General features: G+C 64.8%; 16 protein-coding genes and 1 pseudogene. 2 read left to right on the top strand and 15 right to left on the bottom strand.

The window, feature by feature from the left end:
• From MKK75_RS12585 to MKK75_RS12535, 11 genes are all read right to left on the bottom strand, one after another.
• Positions 1-770 (bottom strand): putative hydro-lyase (locus tag MKK75_RS12585; RefSeq protein WP_244042902.1); only part of this gene is annotated, 770 nt, incomplete at its 3' end.
• 107 nt (positions 771-877) lie between these two features.
• Positions 878-1774 carry a LysR family transcriptional regulator gene (locus tag MKK75_RS12580; RefSeq protein ID WP_244042901.1) on the bottom strand — a complete coding sequence of 299 codons (897 nt, stop codon included), beginning with the start codon at positions 1772-1774 and terminating at the stop codon, positions 878-880.
• Between the two features lie 861 nt (positions 1775-2635).
• Complete coding sequence (locus tag MKK75_RS12575; protein WP_244042900.1) at positions 2636-4297, bottom strand: thiamine pyrophosphate-binding protein; 1662 nt, start codon at positions 4295-4297, stop codon at positions 2636-2638.
• Between the two features lie 90 nt (positions 4298-4387).
• Positions 4388-4825, bottom strand: coding sequence for a MaoC family dehydratase (locus MKK75_RS12570; RefSeq protein ID WP_244042899.1), 438 nt, complete (start codon positions 4823-4825; stop codon positions 4388-4390).
• A 67-nt stretch (positions 4826-4892) separates the two neighbouring features.
• Positions 4893-6098 (bottom strand): CaiB/BaiF CoA transferase family protein, encoded by a 1206-nt coding sequence (locus MKK75_RS12565; protein WP_244042898.1) that lies wholly within the window; start codon positions 6096-6098, stop codon positions 4893-4895.
• 66 nt (positions 6099-6164) lie between these two features.
• Positions 6165-6941 carry an enoyl-CoA hydratase/isomerase family protein gene (locus MKK75_RS12560; RefSeq protein WP_244042897.1) on the bottom strand — a complete coding sequence of 259 codons (777 nt, stop codon included), beginning with the start codon at positions 6939-6941 and terminating at the stop codon, positions 6165-6167.
• A gap of 156 nt (positions 6942-7097) precedes the next feature.
• Positions 7098-8246 carry an ABC transporter ATP-binding protein gene (locus MKK75_RS12555; protein WP_244042896.1) on the bottom strand — a complete coding sequence of 383 codons (1149 nt, stop codon included), beginning with the start codon at positions 8244-8246 and terminating at the stop codon, positions 7098-7100.
• 21 nt (positions 8247-8267) lie between these two features.
• The gene (locus MKK75_RS12550; protein WP_244042895.1) at positions 8268-9953 is read right to left on the bottom strand and encodes an ABC transporter permease; all 1686 of its coding nucleotides are present in this window, start codon (positions 9951-9953) and stop codon (positions 8268-8270) included.
• Positions 9954-9983: 30 nt separating this feature from the next.
• On the bottom strand, positions 9984-11060 hold the full coding sequence (locus MKK75_RS12545; protein ID WP_244042894.1) for an ABC transporter substrate-binding protein: 1077 nt from the start codon (positions 11058-11060) through the stop codon (positions 9984-9986).
• A gap of 73 nt (positions 11061-11133) precedes the next feature.
• Entirely contained in the window at positions 11134-12279 is a 1146-nt protein-coding gene (locus MKK75_RS12540) for an acyl-CoA dehydrogenase family protein (protein ID WP_244042893.1), read from the bottom strand.
• 121 nt (positions 12280-12400) lie between these two features.
• Positions 12401-14044: an FAD-binding protein gene (locus MKK75_RS12535; protein ID WP_244042892.1), complete on the bottom strand. Its 1644-nt coding sequence runs from the start codon at positions 14042-14044 to the stop codon at positions 12401-12403.
• A gap of 109 nt (positions 14045-14153) precedes the next feature.
• Here MKK75_RS12535 and gcvA point away from each other — a divergent pair, with 109 nt between their 5' ends.
• Positions 14154-15071 carry a transcriptional regulator GcvA gene (gene gcvA / locus MKK75_RS12530; RefSeq protein ID WP_244042891.1) on the top strand — a complete coding sequence of 306 codons (918 nt, stop codon included), beginning with the start codon at positions 14154-14156 and terminating at the stop codon, positions 15069-15071.
• A gap of 177 nt (positions 15072-15248) precedes the next feature.
• On the opposite strand, the pseudogene MKK75_RS12525 reads toward gcvA, so the two are convergent.
• From MKK75_RS12525 to MKK75_RS12510, 4 genes and pseudogenes are all read right to left on the bottom strand, one after another.
• A pseudogene (locus MKK75_RS12525) lies at positions 15249-15425 on the bottom strand (IS630 family transposase); the annotation flags it as partial.
• Between the two features lie 476 nt (positions 15426-15901).
• Positions 15902-18820: a PAS domain-containing protein gene (locus MKK75_RS12520; protein WP_244042890.1), complete on the bottom strand. Its 2919-nt coding sequence runs from the start codon at positions 18818-18820 to the stop codon at positions 15902-15904.
• Positions 18821-18824: 4 nt separating this feature from the next.
• Positions 18825-19031 (bottom strand): type II toxin-antitoxin system ParD family antitoxin, encoded by a 207-nt coding sequence (locus MKK75_RS12515; RefSeq protein WP_244042889.1) that lies wholly within the window; start codon positions 19029-19031, stop codon positions 18825-18827.
• A 495-nt stretch (positions 19032-19526) separates the two neighbouring features.
• Complete coding sequence (locus MKK75_RS12510) at positions 19527-20270, bottom strand: Crp/Fnr family transcriptional regulator (RefSeq protein WP_244042888.1); 744 nt, start codon at positions 20268-20270, stop codon at positions 19527-19529.
• Between the two features lie 345 nt (positions 20271-20615).
• On the opposite strand from MKK75_RS12510, the gene MKK75_RS12505 reads away from it, so the two are divergent.
• Positions 20616-20840, top strand: a 225-nt coding sequence (locus tag MKK75_RS12505; protein ID WP_244042887.1) for a DUF6894 family protein, incomplete at its 3' end; no start/stop codon positions are given.

Here is a 20840-nt window from a genome sequence, read left to right as displayed (position 1 = left end):
AGCATGCAGCCCGGCGCGTGGGTGATCGCGAAATCCGGGCGGGCCGACGCGATCACCGATTGGGGGGTGACGCCGCAGGCCCAGAACACCGGGATCTCGTCGTCGCCGATCCGCACCGAGTCGCCGTAATCGGGGGCGCCGAGGTCGCGGATGCCGATCAGGTCTGGCCGGGCGAGATGGACGGGCGCGCCGTGGACCCGGGGATAGCGGGCGGTGATCTCCACCGCGCGGATCGCCTGCGCTGGGGTGAGCGGGCGCATTGAGACCACCATCGGCCCGGCGAACGGCCCGGCCGGGACGCACGGAGTGCTCGTCCGGTACATCGGTACGCGCACGCCCATCTCGACGTGGCGCAGGGGCAGCCCGCCCTCGACCAGGGCGGCCTCAAACGAGAACGAGCAGCCGATGACGAAGGCTACGAGATCGTCGCTCCAGAGGTCGGCGACCTCCGTCCGCTCCGCGACCACCGCGCCGTCGCGCCAGATGCGGTAGCCGGGTACGTCGGTGGCGAGGTCGAGGTCGAGACCGAGGTCCGGGATCGTGCGGCTGCCGGGGCGCGACTCGCCGATCACCGGGCAGGATTTCGGGTTGCGCTCGGCGAACAGTCGGAAATCATCGGCCAGCCGCTCGGGGAAGACCGCGAGATTTCCCTGGACGTAGCCGTCCGCGACGCCCGCCGTGCTGCCGGGGATCGTCCCGTCGCGGCAGGCGAGCCGGCCCTCGAGGCCGGTCCAACTCGCTCGAACTGTCGGATCGCTCGCGGACATCATCGCCGTTGACGCCATCACCGACCTCCTCTGCCTTCGTATGCGGCAAGCCTATCTGATGGGCACCGGAGGTCGAATTATCTTTTCTCATCGTTATCCATAAGTCCGGCTTATAGACGGTTGCACCAGTTGACGGCGATGCTGCGGGCGATCTCGGCGGCAGCCGCGGCGAGACGGTTATCCGGTACGTTCTCGTAGGTTGCGGTGAAATCGATATCTGGAAGACGGACACTCGTGTCGACAACGCGCAGACGCCCGTCCGCCAACTCGGCGCGCACGGTCTCAGCCGGGATCACTCCGACGCCGATGCCCTCCACCGCCATGCGTACGATCGTCGAGAGCGAGGCGCTGCTGTAGAGCCGCGGCGGCGGCAGATTCGAGCGCGCCAGGAGCTCGCGCAGCTGGGCATAGGGATTGGTGTTGCGCGGATAGGTAATCACGGGGTGCTGGACCAGTTCTGCCAAGCCGATCTCGCCGTCGCCGAAATGGAGGCTCGGCGCGGCGATCCATGCGATCGAGAACCGGCAGAGCGGGACATTGATCAGGTCCGGCGCCGTGATCGGCCCGACGAGGAAGGCGAGGTCGAGTTCGTGGCGTGCGAGTGCGTCGCGCATGTTCGGCGAGACATCGACCGAGAGGTCTACGGCCACGCCGGGATAGGTCCGGCTCATCGCCTCGATGAACCGCATCAGCCATGTGTGGACCAGGGTCTCCGATGCGCCGAGCCGCAGCACACCGGTCGTCGCCGCGGGATTGGCGACAGCGCCCATCATCTCGGTGCGCAGGCGCAGGAAGCGCTCGGCATAGCTCAGGAGTTCACGACCCTTGGGCGTGAGGACGACGGCCCGTGCACCGCGCTCGAACAGCGGCAGGCCGAACTCTCGCTCCAGCGCGGCGATCCGCTGCGAGACGCCGGGCTGCGTCATGTTCAATCGCTCGGCCGCGCGGCTGAAGCTGCCGAGGGTGGCGGCCCAGTAATAGACGTCGAGGCTTTTGAAGTCCGGCATGGCGCTTCGGATGCAGGGCGTGGACCGTTCACGATAAGCCCTAACGCCCAGGGACGATGGAATACCCGCGTCGTCGGCTCATCCATGGATCGACTACTGCGACGACGGGCGTGATCAGCGCGACCGACGCAGTCGAGCGGCCGCCAGACCGATCAGTCAGCCGAGAGGCGTTCACAACCCTGCTAGCCACAACTTGGGGGGTGCTTCGGCAAGCCCTGACGCGCGATCCCGAGTTTGAGAACGGAGACAGCAGCGGCCAGCCACTCTCTGCCCGAAGCTAGCGTCGCTCTGGATGCCGGCGCGTGCTCTTCGAAAACGGATCCATGAACCATTCAAGATCGTAGCGTTGAAGGCCTGGGCGCATTTCCAGCTCCAACGTGGAGACTGAGCGTCAGCGACGTCCGCTTCGGAGATGTCTGTGACGTACCTCGAATGACCGAGATGGGCGCCAAGCCGAACGGCTGGTATTGTGGGTATTGCCGATTCAGCGTGGCCGGAGTTGGCCGGAAGCAGAATGGCCGCTTCGGAGTAAGGCCAGCGCAAAAGCGGACGGCCCCATACCGACTTATTTCAGCCCGTGATCCAGAGCCGCCGCGAGGATCGGATCAAGTGGGTCGCGCGTGCGAAACATGGTGCCGTCGCGGACCTGGATCCCGGGCTTTGCTGCGCGACCCCGGGATGACGGGGAGCCGATCGAAGCCGAATGCGTGAACCCGTGAGCCTTAGGATGAAGGGGAAGTGGGATGCACCGTACTGGACGCCGAACTGCCATGAACCGTGGGTGCATCGATCGGATCACGACGACAACCAACACGATGCCGACGTCGGTACAGAGAAAGAGGACGAAGCGATGCCGAAAACTTAGCCCCGCGCTAATGCCTCATCGCGGATCGCGTCCAGCGTCCGGGTCGGGGTCAGCGCCTGCGGGTCGACGAAGCAGTGCAGCATCGCCGGCAGACCAGACATCAGGGCCCGCTCGAAGGCGGGGGCGAAGTCGGCGGTGCGCTCCACCCGCTCGCCGTGGCCGCCAAAGGCTGCCGCCAGCGCCGCGAAATCGGGATTGCGCAGGCTCGTCGCCGAGACCCGGCCGGGGTACTCGCGCTCCTGGTGCATGCGGATCGTGCCGTACATGCCGTTGTCGAGCACCACGACCACTATCGCGACGCCGTACTGTATGGCGGTGGCGAACTCCTGAACGCACATCATAACGTCGCCGTCCCCGGCGAGGGCGACGACGATCCGCTCCGGATGGACCCGCTTGGCCATCACGGCGGCCGGCAGGCCGTAGCCCATTGAGCCGGAGGTCGGCGCGAGTTGCGTGCCGAAGCCGCGGAAGCGGTAGTAGCGGTGGATCCAGGTGGCGAAATTGCCGGCGCCGTTGCATATCACCGCGTCGACCGGCAGACGCTCGCGCAGCCACACCACCGCTTCGCCATACTGAAAGGCGCCGGGCTGCGGCCCAGGCGTCTCGGACCAGGCGCGGAAGGCCGCATGCGCCGTTTCCGTCCGGCTCGAAGCGGCCGGCTTCGCGGGCTCCAGCGCCGCTAGCGCCGCGCAGAACGGGCCGGGCGCAGATTGGATCGCCAGCGCCGGCTGATAGACCCGGCCAAGCTCGCCCGCATCCGGGTGGACGTGCACTAGAGGCACGCCGGGGTTTGGGATTCCAAGCAGCCCGTAGCCCTGTGCGGACAGCTCTGACAGCCGGCCACCGATCATAATCAGGAGGTCCGAGCCGCGGATGCGCTCCATCAGGGCTGGGTTGGGGCCGATGCCGAGTTCCCCCGCGTAGTTCGGATGGTCGGAGGAATACAGCCCGGCACGGCGGAAGGAATTGGCTACCGGCATGTCCGAGCGTCTGGCGAAGGCGGCGAGCCGTTTGCTGTCTGCTTCGCGCCAGCGCGAGCCGCCGACCAGCACCATGGGTGATCGCGCGCGCACCAGCATCGTGGCCAGCCGCTCAATGTCGGCGGGCGAAGGAGCGGGCTCGGCCGGCTCGATCCGAGGAGCGTCGGCGACCGTGACGACGTCGTCGAGCATGTCCTCGGGCAGCGCCACCACCACCGGACCGGGCCGGCCCTGCATCGCCACGCGGAAGGCCCGGGCGACGATCTCGGGGATCCGCCCTGCGTCGTCGATCTCCACCGCCCACTTGGCGAGGTCGCCGAACATCTGCGAGTAGTCGACCTCCTGGAAGGCCTCGCGCCCGCGCATCCGCCGGGCGATCTGGCCGACGAACAGGATCATCGGCGTCGAGTCCTGCCGAGCGATGTGCACACCAGCCGAAGCGTTGGTGGCGCCGGGGCCGCGGGTGACGAAGCAGATCCCCGGCCGTCCGGTGAGCTTTCCAGCGGCCTCGGCCATGATTGAGGCGCCGCCCTCCTGACGGCAGACGATCACGTCGACGCCCGTGTCGTGAAGAGCGTCGAGGACTGCGAGGTAGCTCTCGCCGGGGACGCACGCGAGGCGGTCGACGCCCTGAGCGAGCAGCTGGTCGACGAGGACCCGTGCGCCCGTACGGCTCACGAATTCACGTGTCTCGACGTCTGACAATTTCAAATCTCCCAAGAAAAATTCTAACTCTTGATCTGATCGTGGTTCTCGCAACGATGTCCGCTAGTCAACATAAGCTCGTATGTTCGTAGCGGATGCGACCATTTCTTCACGTTGATTGAGACAAACAACTTCAGCTATGATGCGTTTTTTCGCAGGATTGACCGAAGTGATTGTGTATCGCGTCGTGATCGTATCGCCGAAGCGCACGGGGCCGATGAACCGGACGCGATCGTACCCAAGCGAGACGGTCCGACCGATCCGCATCTTGGCGGACGCGGCCGACATAAAACCCATGAGCAAGGTTCCATGCGCGATGCGCTCCCCGTATCGGCCCGCCTTCATGTATTCGTGGTCAATATGATTTGGCGAGAAGTCACCGGTAATGCCGGCATAGGCATACACGTCGGACTCAGACACCGTCTTCGTAAACACGACCCTGGCGCCGACCTCCACTTCCTCGATGCGGCCGCTCTTTGATTGGAAATATTCCAGCTCCATCGCAGCTCTTTTCCTTGCTTCTTGTCACGTCGCGTTCGAGTGGTTCGGTCTTGTGCCGGGCTTGGGGCTACACGATTCGTGTTGCACGGAGCTCTTCGATCCGCTGGTGGGAATAGCCGAGCCATTCACTCAGGACTTCCGTGTTGTGCTCGCCGAGTTGCGGCGGCGCAGTCCAGCCGGCGGTGATGTCGAACTCGGAGTAGCGGGCGGCGGGGCCGAGCGTCGGCACAGTTCCGTAGGTCGGGTGATCGAGTTCGACGCGCATACCGCGGTGTTGGACCTGCGCGAGCTCGAAGACTTCACGCATGTTATTGACCCGCGCACAGGGCACGCCGGCACGCTCAAGAGAAGCGATAATGTCTGCAGTCGTGAACTTGAGCATCTCCGCGTCGAGTATCGCGTACAGCTCATACCGGTTCGTGACGCGCACCGTCATCGTACTGAAGCGCGGATCGGTGACGAGATCGTCCCGGCCTAAGATCTTGCAGAACGCCGTAAAAAAGTTCTGGAAACCCGCGCCGATGACCGCCCAGCCGTCAGACGTTCGAAACGCCTTGTACGGGACCTGCTGGGCATGCTCGGAACCCCACTTGAGTGGTTCCGTACCGGTCATCAGGTATTCCATCGCAGCGTTGGCGAGGAACGCCACCTCGCTCTCGAGTAGGCTGGTCGTGACGTGCTGCCCACGCCCGGTGGTCGCACGCTGAAGCAGGGCGGCGACGATCGCGGTCTGACAGTTCATCCCAGCCAACATGTCGAAGGCCGAAGTGCCGAGCTTGATCGGCGCGCCCATGCGCTCGCCTGTTATGCTCATGTAACCACCGAGCGCCTGGATCGTCAGATCGAACGCACCCAGCTCCGCGTCTGGCCCGTCGGGACCGAAACCGGAGATCGAGGCGTAGACGAGGCGGGGGGCCTGCGCGCTGAGGCTGGCGTAGTCGAGACCAAGGCGCGCCATCACGCTCGGACGGAAGTTCTCGAGCACAACGTCGGCCTGGAGGCAGAGTTCGCGGGCGACCGCGCGGCCGGCCTCCGCCTGAAGATCGAGCGTGATCGACCGCTTGTTCCTGTTCGTCGCGTACCACGTGATGCCGTTGTCGGCGAAGAAGGGCGGTCCTTGACCGCGCAGCGGATCGCCGGTCGTCGGCAGTTCAACCTTGACGACGTCTGCGCCTAAATCGCCGAGGAGCTGCGCGCAGTACGGTCCCGCAAAGAAGCGCGAAAAGTCGACGATCCTGATGCCGGTGAGGGGCTTTGTGCTTTGCTGCGTCATGATTGATCCATTTCCATGCGGCTGCCCGTCGAACCGGGATCGGTTGGTGGTCCGTGGGCGAGCTTGTCAGCGTCCGCTGAAGATCGCCCGGCGCTTCTCGAAGTGCGCCTGCATGCCCTCGGCGTAGTCTTGCGTCGCGTCGAGCGGACGACGCAGGGCCTGATCGAGCGCGGCCGCGTCGGGCAGCGACAGGGAGAGGCCGAGGTTGATTGACCGCTTGAGCGCTGCCAATGCGAGGGGGCTGGTCGCCTCCATCTCGGCGATCCAGGCGAGCGCCGCGCCGCTCAACTGCTCGCGCGGCACAACGCGCTGTAAGATGCCCAGTTGCTCGGCCTCCCGCGCATCGAAGTCGCGCGCCGTGAAGAGAAGGTTCTTGGCGCACGCGGCACCAACGAGCCGCGTAAGCGTTACGGGACCGCCGCTGCCGGGATAGGCACCGAGCCGCATCTCCGGAAAGCCGAAGCGTGCGTCCTCGGCGGCGATGCGTAGGTCGCAGGCCAGCGCGAGTTCGAGACCGCCCCCGAGGCACCAGCCGAAGATCGCCGCGACCACCGGCTTCGAGGACCGCCAGATCTCCTCGCTCAGCGCGAGCAGGGCCTGGCTCTGCGCCCCTTTACCCGCCTGCGAGAGCGTGGCGCGCTCCTTCAGATCGGTCCCGGCCGAAAACGCCCGGTCGCCCGCGCCTGTGATGACGATGCCGCGGACGTCGCTGGCGTTCTCAGCGGCGCGCACAGCCTCGCGCAGGCTGGCGACGAGTTCGTTGGAGAGCGCATTGCGCGCCTCGGGCCGGTTCATCGTCAGGACGAGAGCGCTGCCGTGCCGCTCGGTGTCGAGCATCGTCATGCCGCCCCTCCCGTCGATTCTCGGCCTGTTCCGTTCGGCATCCCGCGACACCCGTATCAATAAGGTCCTATTCCCGCGCCGACAGACCATCCGATCGCGCCCGACGGGCGCCCACGACGGATGGACGCGCGGACCCGTCTCTTAGGTTTCGGCGAGTCAGGCATCGAGGAGCCGCACGCGATCGGCTGGAATGTGCATGCCGACGTCCTGGCCTTCCTCGAACAGCTCATTTGGCAGCGCGTGCACGCGCAACGCCCCGCCCGGCCAAGTCAGCGTGTAGTCCACCGTGTCGCCTAGGAGGGCGCGCCGCGTTACCCGGGCGGGCCAGCGGTTCGGTCCGGGTCGATGCTCGCGCGCGAGTTGCGGGTACACCGCGTGCACCGCCGCGAGCCGCTCGTTGAAGGGTGCCGCGCCACCGAGAGGCCGCTCGCAGGTGAGGTCCGCCTCGCCGGCCCGGCAGAAGAGCGAGCCATCCGCATTCTGCGCCACCACATGCACCGACAGGATGTTGGCCGCGCCGATGAAGTCTGCCACGAAGCGCGTGCGCGGCCGGTCGTAGACGTCGAGAGGTGCCCCCTCCTGCTCGACGCGCCCCTCGCGCATCACGATGATGCGGTCTGAGATCGCCATGGCCTCCTCCTGATCGTGCGTCACGTAGATCGTCGTCACTGATGTCTTGCGCTGCAGTTCCTTGATCTCGTCGCGCATCTGGACGCGCAGGACGGCGTCGAGGTTCGAGAGCGGCTCGTCCAGGAGGATGGCCTTCGGCTCGAACGCGTAGGCGCGGGCCAGCGCCACGCGCTGCTGCTGGCCCCCGCTGAGGGCGGTCGCCGGCCGATCGATCATGGTGTCCATCCCGACCATCGCGAGGGCGTGACGTACGCGGCGACGCAACTCCTCGCCCCGCACGCCCCTGAGCTTCAAGCCGAACGCCACGTTCTCCATGACGCTCATGTGCGGCCAGATCGCGTAGGACTGGAACACCATCGAAAGCCGCCGTTTGTCGGGCGGGATGTTGATGCGCTGCGCCGACGAGAACACAGTCTTCCCATCGACCAGGATCTCCCCCTCCTGCGGCGTCTCCAGCCCGGCGATGCAGCGCAGCACCGTCGACTTTCCGCACCCCGACGGCCCGAGCAGGGACAGGTGGGAACTCGTGGGGACGGCCAGTGACAGACCGTGCACGACTGTCCGACCCTCGTAGCCTGCGACGAGGTTTCGGACTTCGATGAAGCTCGCGCCCGTGCGGTGCAATTCCTCCGCGGTCCCCATCGTCAGCCCCTCTGTCACCACGTCTCGCCCCATGTCCCCGGTACCTCCCATCGGTCAGCCTCGAGCCAGGGCAGCAGTCCCGCGCCCGATGAGCAACATCGTCAGCAGCACGATGCCGCTTTGGACAATGACCAGGGCGCTCACCTGCGGCAGCCCCCCTGATTCCCAGAAGTTGAGGACGGCCGGTCCGAGCACCTGGATGCCGCCAGACACGAGGAAGATCGAAGCGCTGACTTCGCCAATCGAAACCATGAAAAGCAGCGCCCAAGTGCTCACCATCCCTGGGCGTAGGAGTGGCAGCGTGATCGACCACAGCACGCGGGCACGGCCCGCTCCAAAGACATGGGCCGCCTCGTCGAGCGCCCTGTCGACCTGCACGACCACGCCGCTCATCGCCCGGTATCCGAGCGGCAGGAAGATGACGAGGTAGCCGAGAAGCAACGCAAACAATGTTCCGTATATCTTGAACGGGAGGAGCAGGATCATCCACAGGAAGCCGAACGCGAAGATCAGCCGCGGAAGGGCCTGAGGCAGCATGATCACCTGCTCGAGTATGCGCCCAGCGCGGTTGTCCGCACGGTGAACGATGATGGCGAGCAGTGTGGACAGAAACACGCCGATCGTTCCGGTGGCGACACCGAGGATAACACTGTTGACGATCGCCTGACGCGTCGTCGGCAGGTCGAGGATCACATACGCGTAGTTGGCGAGCGTCCAATCCGACGGATCGAAGCGTAGGTCGGAACTGGTCTGGAGCGAGGCGATCAGCAGGGTGCCGAGCGGGAGGACCAGGGACAGGAACACGTAGAGGCAGACGATGCCGGTCAAGAGTGGCGTCCATCCCCGTACGTCGATCGGCTGTGGCCGGTAGGTCTTACCGGTGACAACGACGTAGGAGCGGCCCCGCAGAATCCGGGCGGACGCCCAGACAGATAGGGCCGTGAATCCGATCAGCAGGAGGCCCAGCGCGCTCGCCAGCGGTAGGTTGGGCGGATAGCCCTGGAACAGGACGTAGATCGCGGTCGTCACCACGTAAAAGCGCGACTTCGCCCCTAGGATCGCGGGAATCGCGAACGCCGCCATGGCGGCCGAGAACACGAAGACTGCGGCGCTCAGGATGGCCGGCATCATCAGGGGCAGGCTGATCCTGAACGCCGTGCGCCAATGATTGGCGCCGATCACGGACGCACATTCCTCTAGGGCCGGGTTCATCCGGTCCATCGCAGCGCCGACCATCAGGAAGACCACCGGCGCCTCGACCAAGGCCAGCACGAACACGATCCCGCCGAGCGACGTGATGTCGATGAGCGGTCCCGGCATGCCAGTCAGGCTCACGTAAGCCTTGTTGATCAGGCCACCGTCCGGTGCGGCGAGCTCGACCCAGGCGAGGGCACCGACGAGGGGCCCCAGCGGGTAGGGGATCGTGATTAGGATCCGGAACAGCCCGGCCGCCGGCAGCTGGGTCCGGTTCACAATCCAGGCGAGCGTCACGCCGATCGCCACGCAAAGTACTGTGGCGCAGGCCGACATCGCGATCGAATGCCAGATCCAGTCGAGGTGTTCGAAGATCTCGAGGGTCGGCCCAAAACCATATTCCGTAACCGGCAGCGCCTCGGGATCGCCGACGTTGAAGGCACTCGTCGCGATCAGCGCAATCGGCATGCCGAGCAGGCTCGACAGCGCGAGCAGGGGAACAGCGACGTCGAGGGACAGTCCGGGGCGCGCGACGGACGTCGTCACGACGGGTTGATTCAGGGCGGACGTGCGCATTTACATCCCCGTAATGCTGTTCCAAAGCTTCACGAACTCGGCGTGCCGCGCGGGCGACGCGTAGTCCTTGAAATCGGTCGGCAACAAGATCTTGACGTCCTCGAGCTTTGGCACGTTGGGAATCGTGACGTCCTTGCGGGTCGAGGACGAGCCTTGGATGCGGTTCCAGGCCGTTTGACCCTCCTGGGAGAGGAAGTAGTCGATGAAGACCTTCGCGGCGTTCGGCCGCTGCGTCGCGACGAGGATGCCGACGACCTGGGTCTGGGCGGGAGCCCCCTCCGGCGGATAGACGACTTCGATGGCTTGGTTGAGCCGCTTCGCCTTCACGTACTGGTAGTTGCTGACTTTGCCCCCGATCTTGAGATTGCCGCTCTGGATGTCCGATAGGATCTGCGTGGAGGAGGCGTATGCCCGGGGCTTCTGCCGGGCTAGTTTCATCCAGTAGTCCTTCGGCATGATGTCCTTGAGCAGGTACCACCACGTGTACTGGGTACCGGCCGACGAGTTCTGGAAGCCGACCTGCTGCGACCACCGCGGATCGAGGAGATCCGTCCACGTCTTCGGCGCCGTGGCCGCGTCGACGTACCGGGGGTCGTACATCATCGGTCCGATGTTGATGAAATACGTCGTCCAGTAGCCGACCGGATCGCTCCTGAGGTTGGGCGCGTAGGCGTCCATCTCCGGCGAGATGTAGGCAAGCAGTTGCTTGCGCTGCCGCAGCACATCCATGAGTCCGGGATCGGAACACATGTACGCGTCGATCTCGCTGGCGCCCGCGCGGAGTTCGGCCTGCAGCTTCGGCATCGCCGAGCCCGGGAGCGCACGCTGCTGGAGCGCCTGGATGCCGGTTTTTTCCGTGAACGCGCGCAGAAAAGTGACGACGTCGTTCTCTTGGTCGCTGTGCATTACGACGAGCGCGCCCTCCTTCCTGGCCTGAGCCAGATCGGGGGGCGCGTCCGCCGCGCTAACCGGCCTACTCGCGATGAAAGGCGCCGCAAGTCCGGTCGCCGCGAGCCCTACGAGCAGACCTCGCCTATCTGGATTGAACGCGGTGGGTCGCCGCATGCTGAAGCGCATCGAAACCATCCTCCCTGTTCGACTGGGTGCCAACTCTGGGTCGTTCGTCGCCCGAGCCTAAACACCCGTCGGATCACACGAATGCGTTCAGGCCGGTCAGGGCCCGTCCGATGATGAGACGGTTGATCTGAGTGGTACCGTCCGGGACGGTTAGCATCCGCGCGTTTCGGAAATGCCGCTCCAGAGGGAATTCTTTGGTAAGTCCGAAGGCGCCGTGCACCTGGATGGCGTCGGATGTGATCCGCTGCGCCGCCTCCGTCGCATAAACCTTGGCCATAGCAGCTTCGGTGTCGCACCGCCGCCCGCCCGCCATCAGCGACAGCGCGCGGTAGACAAGGAGGCGGGCGGCGTCGAGGTCCGTCGCCATGCGCGCCAGCATGTCTTGAACGAGCTGGAAGCCACCGATCTTGCGGCCGAACTGCTCGCGCACGCCTGCGTAGCCCAGGCTCGCGTCCAGCGCCGCACGCGCGATGCCGAGCGCCAGCGTAGACACGAAGCAGCGCGAGCGCTCGAAGCCCTTCATAGTCTCGGCTAGCCCGCCCCCGATCCGGCCGAGGATGTACTCTTCTCCAACGACAGCGTCTTCCAGGATGACCTGACCCATCGACCACCCGTTGAGGCCGAGCTTGGGGATCTCGCGGGTGGTGAAGGCGTGCTCCCTGCGGTCGAGCAGGAACAGGGTCAGTTCGTCCTCGCCGGTTCGCGCTAGCAAGAGCACGAGGTCGGCGATCGTCGCGTTAGACGTCCAAATTTTCTCGCCGGTGATCCGGAAATGGCTGCCGTCGCGGACGGCTTTGGTCCGCACGCCGCGCGCGTTCGACCCGCAGCCCGGCTCGCTGATCGCCGAGCAGCCGATGAGTGTTCCGGCCGTCAGGCCTGGCAGGTAGCGCGCCTTCAATTCAGGTGAACCGACTTGCTGCAGCTTCAGCGACGCGCCTTCGGTGACCCAGGCGAGCCCTGCCACGTCCGGGGACCAGCGCGCCAGCTCCTCGAAGAGCAGACCGCTCGTGACGAAGTCGAGGCCCACCCCCCCTTCATCCTCGGATACCCATCCGTTGCCGACGCCGAACTGCGTGGTCAGAGCTAGCAGCTCGCGCGCGACCTCGTTCGAGAACGCCGTCTCGTGGTTGCGCTGCGCGAGAGGCCCCAGGTCGCGTTCCAGGCATCTCCGCCAAGCGTCGAGGCCTAAACGCTGTTCTTCACTCAGCTCGAAATCCATCGGGTCGACCTGTCGCATACGCTAATTTGACGGTTATCGTGTCGAGCGTGCGGAAAGCTCGATCTTCGAAGAGGATGTAGAGTTCAAACTGTCATACAGCCGCGTCACATGAAAACCTCGCTCAATGCAGGGGAATGTATTCGACCTCGGGCACGAGCTTCGGTCCGGCGCGGAAGCCGATGTGACGCAACCAGGTCGCGTCGTTCTGCTCGGGATGATCAGTCCGCTGATGGGCCCCGCGGCTTTCGGTGCGGAGGAGAGCGGCCTCGACGATGGTCTGGGCGGTCTGGACCATGTCGCGCGCCTCGATTGCCCGGACGGCGGCGGTGATGTCCGGTGTCGCGAGGCCGTCGTCAATGTCGCGCGCAAGCCCGCGCAAGGCCTCAAGGCCGGTCGCGAGAGTTTCCTTCCGACGCCAGATCGCAGCAGCGGACGAGACCGATCGAGACACCGCGGCTTTCGCCTCGCCGGGATTGATCTCGCCGCGTCGTCCGCTCAAGGCGCGAAGCTGCTCGATCGCTGCGTTCAAGGCCAACGCGCGGCTCGACCGCTCTGCGGGCAGGAGGCCCGCGGCCGCACCGCGTCCGGCGACGGCACCTAAGACGATGGTGTCGGAGCAGCCGTTGCCGGCGATACGACTCGCCCCATGCAGTCCGCCAGCCGCCTCGCCGCCCGCGTAGAGACCTGGAACCCCGCACGACCCGGTCTCGTCGATGAAAATGCCGCCCATCTGGCTGTGGGCTGCGGGGCGCACCCGCGGTCCCTCCTCGCGCGGGTCTAGGCCGGCTGCGCGCAGGCGGCGGCAATGCGAGACGTAGCTCTCGAGCTGCGTCGGCGCCAACGGCCGGGTGTCGAACAGGACGGTGCCGTCCGGAAAGCCCCGGCCGGCATCAATCTCCGACTGGATGCACAGCGACATGCGCGCCTTCTCGATCTGGCGCTCGCCATGCTCGGGGTTGTACCTGAACATGAACCGCTCGCCCCGCGCGTTCAGCAGGTGCGCGCCCGCCCCCAGCATCGCGGTCGGCATTTCCATGCCGGCACACCCGGCGGGGTGCACCGTGACAACCGGCTCGAACTGGACGAACTCCATATCGATCAATTGTGCGCCCGCCTGCAGGGCCAGCCCGTATGCGCCTGCAGAAACGTCCGCCGGATAGGTGCTGTCGTCGAACAGGCGACCGATGCCGCCCGCGGCCAGGACCACGGCCCGCGCGTGTACAGCCGTCAGATTCTTCTTTTGGGGATGCCACAACAGAGCGCCGGTCACTGCCGCCCCGTGTCGGAGCAGCGTCAGCGCCTTCCACCCCGAGAGCGTACAGATTCCGTCGCGCTTCACCTGACGGGCTAACGCATCGACGATCGCCCGGCCGGTGCCCTCCGCGACGTACACTGATCGGGCGAACCGGTTCCCCGAGAGATGCCGCAGTTGCACGCGCTCACCGTCGCGCGCGAAGGACACGCCCAGTTCGCAGAGTTCGCGAAAGGCGCTGGTCGCCTCCTCGGCGACGAGCTTCACTAGGCGGCGATCGTTCAGCCCGCCCCCGCCCCGGATCATGTCTTCGGCGTAGATGGCTGGCGTGTCGCCCGCCTTGGGATCGAGCGGCACGTTGCAGCCGATAACGTAGGGTGACGCACCCCGGGCCGGATAGGCGATCGTGACCGCGGCTCCCCGACGGTGCGCTGCCAACGCGGCCCGATGTCCGGCCATTCCTCCACCGAGTACGAGGACGTCCGTCTCGACCTGATCGATGTCCTCGCCCATCAACGTGGTGCACCCTCCTACGCGCAATTTCCGCGTCGTCCGATGTAGTCTGGGGGAGCTGCCCACGGAGGACAAACGATACTATCTTATGGACTTATGACTTTCACTCATGACCACGGTGCTGATGACCCGGACGCTGCCCTCTCTGTCCTCGCTTCGCGTGTTCGAGGCCGCGGGACGCCATATGAGTTTCACACGTGCCGCGTTGGAACTCCACATCACGCAGAGCGCCGTGAGCCATCAGATCCGAACGCTCGAAGATCACCTCGGCGTTCACCTGTTCGAGCGTTCCGCGCGGGGGATCGCGCTGACGCCCGCCGGCGCAGGTTACCTGCGGGATATCCGCGACTCCCTGAACCGCATCCAGGAGGCGACGCTCAAGCTGCTGACGGAACCGACGGGTGGCATGCTGAACGTCGCAACGCCTCCAGCTTTCGGGGCGCGATGGCTGATCCCGCGACTTGATCGCTTCCGCCGCGCTAACTCCGATATCCTCATCACGCTCGTGACCCGGAGCAGCATCTTCGACTTCGCTCAGGAAAAGCTTGATGCGGCAATCCATTACGGCCACAACGACTGGCCTGACGTGACGTCCGAACCTCTGGTCGGCGCACAGGTCGTTCTCATCGCGGCGCCACGCTACCTGCGAAGTCTCGGGGGAATCGAAGTCTCGGCGGATTTGGCGCGCGCCACTCTACTGCAACACATCCGGAAGCCCGACAGTTGGCGCCAGTGGCTCGAGGCGATCGGGGCGCAGCATGTGAACGCATGGGCCGGTCCGCGCTTCGAACACTTCTACATGATTATACAGGCAGCCATAGCCGGACTTGGTGTAGGCCTTGTTCCTCGTGTGATCGCAGCGGACGATATAGATTCCGGCCAACTTGTCGTCCCATTCCAAACTGACTATGTCAGCGATCAGAACTATTGCCTTGTCTATCCAGACAGCAAAATTAATGACATGCGCTTGAACCGGTTCCGGCGGTGGCTCTCCGAGGAGGCTCGTGCCTACAATTTCAACTTCTGATTTTAATTTGAAGCATTGTTTGCGCGATCGCGTCGTGCGTACTATTTGTTCGCCGATCAGTGGGCATTTACGGCTTGGTTCGATATGAATCACCGATGCCTAAACTGAAAGATGTACTGATCCGCTATGCGGTGTGGGGGCGGATCCCAGCTGACGCGCGGCACACCGGGGCGCTTGGATCCGCTGAACGGCACGTAATGGGATCTCGACCGCCCAAGCCAGGGTGCGGCCGGTCCAGAGCGTGATTTCGCCCGGCGGCTCCGAGCAGGATAGGGCGAGCACTTTGGCCGCCGTCACGGCCGGGTGGGACGGCCTGCCGGATGAATGGGTACTGTCACGCAGGAGGCCATCAACGCTCGTACCCCGGGCGAGGTCCAGAACGGTCCGAGAGCTGGGCAATGTGGGCGCTCTGGAGGCGCACTAGAGCGCGCAACCGCGGTCGTTCATCTTAGCCCATTGTACCCAGTCGAATGGCTATGATGACTCGAGTCAGCTTTATAAGCTGAGCTGATGCAGCTTCTGCTTCAGGGAGGCCGCCGAAGTCGGTCGAACGGCAAAAATGGGCGCCAAGCCGATTGTCCGGTTCTGCACGCGACGGCGATCCGTCGTGGCGTAGTCTGGCCGTAAACGGAATGAGCGCTTCGGAGAGGTTCCGCGGAAAAAGCGGACGGCCTGCAACCGACCCAACCCGGCCACCTGGATCGCCGTGAACGCTCCTCGTAAGCAGCCATTCGTCGGCCGTCCGGCAATTACCGCTCGGGGTGGGTAGCGGGAGTGCATCGGCCACGCAAAGGATACCCGGAGCGCGACCACGGCGGACGATCCTCCAGCTATCGCTCGTCCTCTTTATCCGCCTCGATCAGCGAACGGATGCGTGTTGCCATCGCGTCCATCGCGAACGGTTTGGTCAGCACCGCCATCCCCGGCGGAAGAGTCCCGTTGCCGAGGATCGCATTCTCCGCGTAGCCGGTGATGAACAGCACTTTCAGACCGGGCCGGTGCGAGTGTGCCGCGTCGGCCATCTGCCGCCCGTTCATGCCACCCGGCAGACCCACGTCCGTCACCAGAAGGTCGATGCGTACATCTGACTGAAGCACCTTCAGCCCCGCCGCGCTGTCGCCCGCCTCGATGGCGAGGTACCCAAGGTCTTCCAGGATGTCGGTGATGAGCATCCGGACTGACGGCTCGTCATCCACCACCAGCACCGTTTCGCCCTGATCGGACCGATCCAGAGCAGCGAGCTTGGCGTCACCTTCCTCGTCCTCGACCTTACCGTAGTGGCGTGGCAGGTAGATGCAGATGGTGCTGCCCTCGCCGACCTCGGAGTAGATGCGCACCTGCCCACCCGATTGCTGGGCAAAGCCGTAGATCATCGACAGGCCGAGGCCGGTGCCCTCGCCGATGGGCTTCGTCGTGAAAAACGGCTCGAATACCCGGGCGATCACGGTCGGGCTCATGCCGGTACCCGTGTCAGTCACACACAGGGACAGGTACTGCCCCTCCGGCATGTCGAGCTTGCAGGAGGCCCGCTCGTCGAGCCACTTGTTGTGGGTCTCGACCGTGATGCGCCCGCCATCCGGCATCGCGTCCCTGGCGTTGATGCACAGGTTGAGTAGGGCGTTCTCAAGCTGCGACGGGTCGACCAAGGCGGGCCATAGGTCGGAGGCTCCAACCACCTCGACCGGAATGCCTGGGCCGACCGTGCGCTGGACCATCTCGTGCATGCCGGTGACGAGCCGGTTCACGTCGGTAGGCTTGGGATCGAGCGTCTGGCGGCGGGAGAACGCCAGCAGGCGGTGGGTGAGGGCGGCGGCGCGCTTCGATGCCCCCTGCGCGACCGTCATGTAGCGCTCGACGTCGTTGAAGCGACCCTGCTGCAGGCGGTTCTGCATCATCTCTAGGGAGCCCGAGATCCCCGCGAGCAGGTTGTTGAAGTCGTGGGCAAGGCCGCCGGTGAGCTGGCCCACCGCCTCCATCTTCTGCGACTGGCGCAGCGCCTCCTCGGCCTTGCGAAGCTCGGTGATGTCGGTCGCTTCTGGCATGATCTCGATCACACGACCGTCCTTGTCGCGTACAGGATGCATCCCGAAGTCGTAGATGCGCGTCTCGCCGTTTGGCAGAAGGAGCGGTAATTCGGTTCGGATGCTCCGGCCGTTGCTGGCCGCCCCTACCGCTCCCTTCACGAGATCGCTCACGCCGGACGAGCTGGTGAACCAAGGGGTCAGCCAGAAGGGTCGGCCAACCACATCGGTCAGTTCCGCGCCGATCGCTTCGAGTGAAGCCGGGTTGGCTTCCAGAAGGGTGCCATCGAGTTCCATGATGCCCATCAACTGACGGGTCAGATCGAACACGACCCGCTGACGCGCCTGGGATGCATCCAGGGCTTTCCCCTGTGCGGCAATCTCTTGGACCCGTGCGGTCACCTGTTGTTCAAGGGACGCATTCAACTCCCGCAGGGCCAAGTCGGACGCGCGCCGCTCGGTCTCGTCGCGGGCAATCTTGAGGAAGCCGAGTTCCCGCCCGGCCGCGTCATGCAGCACTCGCAGCGAACCGTTGAGGAAGACGCGAGTGCCGTCCTTGCGCAGATGCCAGCGGACGTCCGGTGCCCGACCCTCCGCGCGCGCATCTGCCAACTCTTCGATAGGCTGCCCTGACTTACGATCCTCCGGTGTGAAGAGCACGTCGGCGCTCCGGCCGATGATCTCTTCGGCAGCGTATCCGAAGATCTCCGAGGCACCGGCAGACCAGCCCGTTACGATCCGCTCGCCATCCGTGGTCATGATGGCGTAGTCGGTGGCGGCCTCGACGATGAGGTGTAGGCGTTGCTCGCGCTCACGCAACTCCTCGGTCGCCGCATGCATGTCAGTGACGTCGGTGCCTTCGACGAAGATGCCGACCACGGCTCCCGCATGGTCACGGATCGGTTGGTAGATGAAGTCGAGGACTCGCCGTTCGCTCGGTGCGCCCGGCGTGCGCTCCAACCAGATTTCCATGCCGCGCCCGATAAACGGCTCACCCGTCTTGTAGACACCATCGAGCAAGTCGAAGAACGGCTGCCCCGCAACCTCACCAAGCGCCTCCCGAACTGGAAGACCAATCATGTCGCGCCCGCCGATCAGTTGCTGGTAGGCGTCGTTGGTCAGCTCGAAGCGGTGGTCCGGTTCGCGCAGCACCGCCATGAAGCTCGGGGCTTGCTTGAACATGTCGCGCAGGCGGTCGCTCTCGGCTCTCAGCGACAGATTGAGCCCACGTAGGCTGTTTTCCAGCGCCTTCCGCTTGGTGGTCTCGGTGAGGATGGAGATCACGCCCCCGGTGCCGTTGGGCGCAGTATCGTCATCGATCGGGCTGAACCCATAAGTCCAGTACGCATCCTCGATGCGACCTTGGCGTAAGATCGGGACGTACTGGTCCTCGTACCACGTGTGCCCGCCGCCATTGCGGACCTTGGCGACCTCGGAACCGATGACGGGCCAAATTTCGCCCCAACTCTCGGAAGCCGGACGGCCGAGCGCAGAGGGATGACGCTCCGGTCCCGCAGAGGGTACGAAGCCGTCATTGTAGAAGAACGTCGCCTCCGGCCCCCAGAAGATATGCATGGGGTGATGGCTGTTGAGCAGGAGGCGCACCGCCGTGCGCAGGCCGGACGGCCAACCCTCGGGCGCACCGAGTAAGGTCGTGGTCCAATCGTAGGCGCGCATCAACGTCGCCATCTCGCCCGCCCCGGCGAGGAAGTCGCGGCTACCCAACATCGGATCAGGCGCAGCCAGAAGGGGTAGGAGGCTGCCCCGCCATCGCTTGCTGGGCAACCGAGGCCTTACCCATCTCGACGCGCTCGAATTCGCGCAGGGCGGCCCGCACGACCTCGCTGACGCTGCTGTAGCGGCCGGTAGCGACGCATCCTTGCAGGAACGCGCGCAGTTCCGGAGACACAGATATTGTAATGGGTTCGCGCACGGCCATGTTTGGGCCTAGCAGTAACTTACACTGTCATACTTCCACATATGTTTTATTTGATTGAGAACAGGGCGAATTCCCCCCGTCCACGATTGCGAGCATTGTCCTGTGCCGGCACAAAATTCTAAAAAGGGTGTGAGCAAGCGTGGCGACAAGGCCCACACCTACACATTTTGGCCTTGTAGCAGACCGTCGCAAATCCACCTCCGGCGGTTGTAAGGCGTTGTCCATCACACTTCCGAGGAGCGGACTGCCCGAGGGTCTGTGAAGGGTCGTGAGCGGGGACGGAGGCGATGTCCGCTTCTATCGATTGCTGCCCGAAAGCAGACGGGCGGAAAACCACCCATAGCGGCCGTTCGGCTTGCGACCCAGCCTGGCCGCCCGGTTCACTATAGGCGCTTTCCGAAAGCAGCCATTCGTTGGCCGTCCTGCAATTTCAGCTCGGGGTGGCGAGCGAACCTTGAGCCTTGGCCCCGGAGCGGACGTTCCGCAGAAGCCAATCTACGATGTTCCCGAGAGACTACGCTCGTCATCGCGTGGGTTCAGGTGGAGATACTTCGGATCAAACTCGGCGAAGGCCATCAGCCGCGCAGCGTTGGGGATGCGCATGCGCTTGCGCCTCCATTCGAGCAGGCCCCGACCTCGCAGATCCTGAAGCACCCGGTTCACGTGTACGCCGCTGATACCCAGCGCGTCTCCGAGATCATCCTGGGTCATTGGGAATTCGAAGCTGTCCTCGCTCACCAAGCCTACGACCCGCAAACGCACGAGCAACTCGCACACGAGTTGCGCCATCTGCCGGTCGGCGGCCCGTTGCCCCATGTTGACGAGCCATGCCCGCAGCGTGCCCTCATCGACCAGGGTCGCCCACCAGAGCGCTCGCGTGATGCGGGGATGGCGGGCCGTGAGATGCTCGATGACCGAGCGCGGAATATCCACGATGGTGCAGCCCCAGCTGGTGCCGATGCTGTGGTCCATCTCGCCGAGGATGGCCACGTGCAGGTCGCAGAAGTCGCCCGGTATCAGGAAGGCCATGATCTGACGCCGCCCATCGGTCAGGGTTTTGTAGCGGCAGGCGAAGCCTTCCACGACGAGGTGTACGTTCTCTGGCCGCTCGCCTTCGGGGCTGATGTCCATACGCCGCGCGATGCGACGGGTTTTTCTGGTGAGGTCGTGTAGGACGGCACGGTCCTCGTCGGTGAGACGCGCTCCGTATTCGAGCTTCATGATCAGCGGATTGGACATTCGTGCTCTCTCGCGGCTCGGCCGCGCTGAGAACGAGGAGCCGTGAGGCTTCCTTCCGCCGTCAGTCGGGCGTCGGTCAGAGACCGAACAGCTGTATGTGCGGGGCAAATCCCCAACACACATTGAGTTCCGCTCTACTACATATGTAGGTCGTCTTAGCTGAGACCGTGCAGTCGTAGCGTGCTGCTTCAATTTATTCAGCTTGCGCAGTCACGTAGCTTGCAAACCAAATGTGTGTTGTAGCGCCTCCCGGTCGGACACGGCACAGGAGGGCATCGTTGGCTGAGCGACCGTAGGCGCCGGCGGCTGGGTGAGGCGAGCGCTCCCGCCTGCGACGCGGAGGGCATGATGCCCCGCTACTTCATCGACACCTTCGACAGCATTGTCGCCATAGATGACGTCGGCCACGAGTTGCAGGACGAGGCTGCTGTGCGGGAGGTTGGCGGCACTACGTTGGCCGACATGCTCGGGGCCGGGCAGAAGGCACGGCCGGCTGCGCAGTACCGGGCCGCGGTTCGCGACGAAGCTGGCAAGAGCATACTCACCGCCTCTGTGCTCATCGTCATCGAT

Origin of the sequence: Methylobacterium sp. J-030 (assembly GCF_022829545.1) — a bacterium.
GTDB lineage: Bacteria > Pseudomonadota > Alphaproteobacteria > Rhizobiales > Beijerinckiaceae > Methylobacterium.
This window is presented reverse-complemented; position numbering and strand designations above follow the sequence as displayed.

Bases quoted from the DNA above. Each gene is read 5' to 3' on its own strand.
- MKK75_RS12580 (WP_244042901.1), bottom strand. From the start codon at position 1,774: ATGCCGGACTTCAAAAGCCTCGACGTCTATTACTGGGCCGCCACCCTC.
- MKK75_RS12570 (WP_244042899.1), bottom strand. From the start codon at position 4,825: ATGGAGCTGGAATATTTCCAATCAAAGAGCGGCCGCATCGAGGAAGTG.
- MKK75_RS12565 (WP_244042898.1), bottom strand. From the start codon at position 6,098: ATGACGCAGCAAAGCACAAAGCCCCTCACCGGCATCAGGATCGTCGAC.
- MKK75_RS12560 (WP_244042897.1), bottom strand. From the start codon at position 6,941: ATGACGATGCTCGACACCGAGCGGCACGGCAGCGCTCTCGTCCTGACG.
- MKK75_RS12555 (WP_244042896.1), bottom strand. From the start codon at position 8,246: ATGGGGCGAGACGTGGTGACAGAGGGGCTGACGATGGGGACCGCGGAG.
- MKK75_RS12545 (WP_244042894.1), bottom strand. From the start codon at position 11,060: ATGCGCTTCAGCATGCGGCGACCCACCGCGTTCAATCCAGATAGGCGA.
- MKK75_RS12540 (WP_244042893.1), bottom strand. From the start codon at position 12,279: ATGGATTTCGAGCTGAGTGAAGAACAGCGTTTAGGCCTCGACGCTTGG.
- MKK75_RS12535 (WP_244042892.1), bottom strand. From the start codon at position 14,044: ATGGGCGAGGACATCGATCAGGTCGAGACGGACGTCCTCGTACTCGGT.
- gcvA (WP_244042891.1), top strand. From the start codon at position 14,154: ATGACCACGGTGCTGATGACCCGGACGCTGCCCTCTCTGTCCTCGCTT.
- MKK75_RS12520 (WP_244042890.1), bottom strand. From the start codon at position 18,820: ATGTTGGGTAGCCGCGACTTCCTCGCCGGGGCGGGCGAGATGGCGACG.
- MKK75_RS12515 (WP_244042889.1), bottom strand. From the start codon at position 19,031: ATGGCCGTGCGCGAACCCATTACAATATCTGTGTCTCCGGAACTGCGC.
- MKK75_RS12510 (WP_244042888.1), bottom strand. From the start codon at position 20,270: ATGTCCAATCCGCTGATCATGAAGCTCGAATACGGAGCGCGTCTCACC.